Source organism: Azospirillum sp. B506, assembly GCF_000333595.1.
GTDB lineage: Bacteria > Pseudomonadota > Alphaproteobacteria > Azospirillales > Azospirillaceae > Azospirillum.
This window is the reverse complement of record NZ_BADK01000353.1, coordinates 1-4,059: the sequence shown is the minus strand read 5'-3', so window position 1 is coordinate 4,059 and position 4,059 is coordinate 1. Positions and strand designations below refer to the sequence as shown.

Sequence of the window (4,059 nt, the reverse complement as noted above, 5' to 3'; positions counted from 1 at the left end):
CGATCTATTGGTACAACCGCCGCTGGTACGACTTCACCGGCGCCGAACCGGGCGAAACGGAGGGCTGGAACTGGCGGAGCGTCCATCACCCCGACCATGTCGACCGCGCCTCCGACGGCTTCTTCCGCGCCATCCGCACGGGGGAACCATGGGAGGACACCTTCCCCCTGCGCGGCAAGGACGGCGAATACCGCTGGTTCCTGTCCCGCGCCGTGCCGGTGCGCGACCGGAACGGCCGGATCCTGCGCTGGCTCGGCACCAACACCGACGTCACCGAACAGCGCAAGGCCGAAGCCCGGGTGATGGAGGCGGAGCGGCGCCTGCAACTGGCGCTCCAGGCCGCGCGGATCGGCGCATGGTCGTGGAACCTGGAGGAGGATCGCATCGAGGCCGACGCCCGCCTGCGCGAGATCTTCGACTTCGCGGCGAACCAGCCGATCGGCGGAGCCGATGTGACCGGCCGCGTCCATCCCGACGACCAGACGCGGATCGGCGGGATCATCGACACCGCCCGGCGGGAACGCGGCGAGTATGACGCCGAATTCCGCATCATGCTGCCGTCCGGCGAGGTGCGCTGGGCAACGGCGCGCGGCGTCGTGACCGACAGCACGCCGGAACGCAGCCTGACCCTGATCGGCGTCACCTGGGACACCACCGACGCCAAGCGGGCGGAGGAGAAGCTGCGTTTCAGCGAAGAACGTTTCCGCTCGCTGGTCGAGGCGACAGCCGCCATCGTTTGGTACACCTCCGGCGCCGGCCGCTTCGAGGCTCCGCAGCCGAGCTGGAGCAGCTTCACCGGCCAGACCTTCGACGAGCTGAAGGGCACCGGCTGGGTCGCGGCCATCCATCCCGACGACCGCCCCCACACATCGGAAGCCTGGCGCGCAGCGCGGGCGGGGCGGACAATTTACAAGGCCGAACACCGCCTGCGCCGGTACGACGGCGTCTATCGCGACATGCTGGTCCGTGCCGTGCCGCTGCTGGATGCCGGCGGGGCCGTTCAGGAATGGGTCGGCGTCCACACCGACATCACCACGCGCCGCCGCGCCGAGGAGGCGTTGCGCGAGACGGAGGAGCGCTACCGGCTGGCGGCCCAGGCCACCAATGACGCCATCTGGGACTGGAACCTGTCGTCGGACCGCATCCATTGGAACGAGGCGGTGCGCACCCTTTTCGGCTATGGCGCCGATGCGTCGGAGACCTCCGCCGCCTGGTGGATGGACCACATCCATCCCGATGACCAGGACCATGTGGTCACCGGCATCCATACGGTGATCGACGGCGGCGGCACACGCTGGAACGACGAATACCGCTTCCGCCGCGCCGACGGCAGCTATGCCAGCATCCTCGACCGCGGCTTCGTGCTGCGCAGCCCGATCGGCAAGCCCCTGCGCATGATCGGCGCCATGCAGGACATCAGCGTGCGCAAACGGGTGGAGGAGGAGCTGGAGGCCGCCCGCCTCGCCGCGGAGGAGGCCAACCGGGCCAAGAGCCTGTTCATCGCCAACATGAGCCACGAGCTGCGCACGCCGCTCAGCGCCGTCATCGGCTACACGGAGATGCTGGAGGAGGAACTGGCCGATCTCGGCGTCGACAGCATGCTACCCGACCTGGAGAAGATCGAGGCGAACGCCCGTCATCTGCTGACCCTGATCAACGGCGTCCTCGACATCTCCAAGATCGAGGCCGGCAAGATGGAGGTGCATGGCGAGGACGCCGACATCGCCGACCTGACGCGCGAGGTCGCAGCGACGGTGGGGGCGCTGGTGTCGAAGACGGGCAACCGGCTGGCGGTGGAGGTGGCCGACGGTGTCGGGTACATGCACACCGACGTGGTGAAGGTGCGCCAGTGCCTGTTCAACCTGCTGAGCAACGCCGCCAAATTCACCGAGAACGGCACCATCACCCTGTCGGTCGAACGCGCCCCCTCGACAGGCGATGCCCCCATCGACATGGTCGTCTTCCGTGTCAGCGACACCGGCATCGGCATGACGCCGGAACAGGTCCGCCGGCTGTTCGAGCGCTTCATGCAGGCCGACAGCTCCACCACCCGCCGCTTCGGCGGAACCGGGCTGGGTCTGGCGATCACCAAGGCCTTCGTCGACATGCTGGGCGGCGAAATTTCCGTCGACACCGCGTCGGGCAGCGGCACCAGCTTCACCCTGCGCCTGCCGGCCGACCTGCGGCACGGCCGGCTGCCCGGCGCCGCCGACACCGGCCCCCTGCCGGTTGAGGGGGTACAGTCCACGGCGGCAACGCGCGAGACGATCCTGATCATCGACGATGAACAGGCGATGCGCGAGCTTCTCGCCCGCTTCCTGCACCGGGAAGGCTTCGGCGTGGCGCTGGCCGCCGACGGGCAGACAGGCCTTTCCATCGCCCGGCAGATCCGTCCGCGCGCCATCCTGCTGGACGTGATGATGCCGCGGACCGACGGCTGGTCGGTGCTGTCGGTGCTGAAGGCGGAGCCGGACCTCGCCGACATCCCCGTCATCATCGTCTCGTCCCGCCGGGAAAAGGGGCTGGCCCTATCGCTGGGGGCCGCCGACTATTTCACCAAGCCGGTGGACTGGCAGCGCCTGCACCGGGTGCTGGGCGGCCTCGGCGGGCAGGCCCCCGGCACGGCGCTGGTGCTGCTGGAGGATGACGAGACGCGGAGCCTGCTGGGCGCCGAGCTGGGCCGCGACGGCTGGCAGGTCGTCGAAGCGGAAACGGAGGAGGAGGCATACCGCCAGTTGGCCGCCGCATCGCCGACCGTGATCCTGCTCGACCCCTTCACGGCCAGACTGGATGGCTTCGGCTTCCTGAAGGCGCTGTGCCGCAATCCGGACTGGAGCCGCATCCCGGTCATCGTCGTCGCCGCCCACAAGATCGCACAGGACGAGACGGAGGAGCTGCGCGGCCGGGTGCAGGACATCATCCCGATGGCAGAGGACGGAGCGGACGGGGTGATCGAGGAGTTGAAGGAAGCGATCGCACGCCTGCGCCCCGCTGCCCCCATCCGGGGGCCGGGGGCCGGCCGTGCCGACGGAACAGGAGGAACCGATGGCTAAGCTGCTGCTGGTCGAAGACCACGAGGAAATCTGGGACTTCCTGTCGCGCCGGCTGAAACGGCGCGGGTTCGAGGTCGTTCTCGCCTTCGACGGCCGCCAGGGGGTGGAGATGGCGCGCAGCGAACGGCCGGACGTCATCCTGCTCGACATGAACCTGCCGGTGATCGACGGCTGGACCGCCGCCCGCGAACTGAAAACGGGGAATGAGACCGCCGGCATTCCGATCATCGCGCTGACCGCCCATGCCATGTCCGGCGACCGCGAGAAGACCTTGCAGGCCGGCTGCGACGACTATCACCCAAAGCCCGTCGACTTCTCCCGGCTGCTGGGCCAGATCGACACCGCCATGCAGGGCCGGCCGCAGCCGGCCGGAGAGTAGCCACCGAATGACCGATGCCTCCCAGACCGGCCTTCTGAAGCGCCTGTTCGGCGGCAAGCCGGAGGCTTCCACCCCGGATGCCGCCCCCATCGCCGACCCCACACCGCCGAAGCCCCGCCTGGGCCACGAACCGGCGCTGCACGCGATGCTGGCCCGCCAGATCCTCGACGCCCATCTGCGCAACCGTCACCAGCTGCTCGACCGCGCGCCCACCGACCTCCGGACCGCCAATGCCGAGGAGACCGATCTTCTGGTCCGCGCCATGGCCGCCGCCACCCACGCCGACGGCGAGCTGGATGCGACGGACCGAGGCCGGATCCGCAGCAGGCTCCGCACCAGCAGCCTGGACGGGGAGGCCCTAAGCCGGCTCGAACAAGCGGTGGAGGAACCGCAATGCCTGGAGCAGCTGATCCGGCGGATCGACAGTCCGCGGCTGGCCGCGCGCTTCTACGCCGTCTCCCTGGCGACGGTGGACAAGAACGCGCCGATCAACCGGTCCTACCTGCGCTATCTCGCCCAACGCCTGGGCCCTTTCCGCGATCTGGTGGTCCGCATGAACCGGCAGATGGGGTTGCGGCAGTAGGGAGCGGGCAGGATATCGTCGACCGTCTCACACGTCCCGCCCGC

At 69.2% G+C, this 4,059-nt stretch carries 3 protein-coding genes; all 3 read left to right on the top strand.

Annotated elements, in window-relative coordinates; genetic code table 11:
- Nucleotides 1-3,053: PAS domain-containing protein (locus tag I71_RS10865; RefSeq protein ID WP_049976037.1), on the top strand; the 3,053-nt coding region annotated here is incomplete at its 5' end.
- Nucleotides 3,046-3,432 (top strand): response regulator, encoded by a 387-nt coding sequence (locus I71_RS10860; RefSeq protein ID WP_042694821.1) that lies wholly within the window; start codon nt 3,046-3,048, stop codon nt 3,430-3,432. The genes I71_RS10865 and I71_RS10860, both read left to right, overlap by 8 nt.
- Nucleotides 3,433-3,439: 7 nt before the next feature.
- On the top strand, nt 3,440-4,015 hold the full coding sequence (locus I71_RS34920; RefSeq protein ID WP_049976036.1) for a DUF533 domain-containing protein: 576 nt from the start codon (nt 3,440-3,442) through the stop codon (nt 4,013-4,015).
- The last annotated feature ends 44 nt before the right edge of the window (nt 4,016-4,059 follow it).

Bases quoted from the DNA above. Each gene is read 5' to 3' on its own strand.
- I71_RS34920 (WP_049976036.1), top strand. From the start codon at position 3,440: ATGACCGATGCCTCCCAGACCGGCCTTCTGAAGCGCCTGTTCGGCGGC.
- I71_RS10860 (WP_042694821.1), top strand. From the start codon at position 3,046: ATGGCTAAGCTGCTGCTGGTCGAAGACCACGAGGAAATCTGGGACTTC.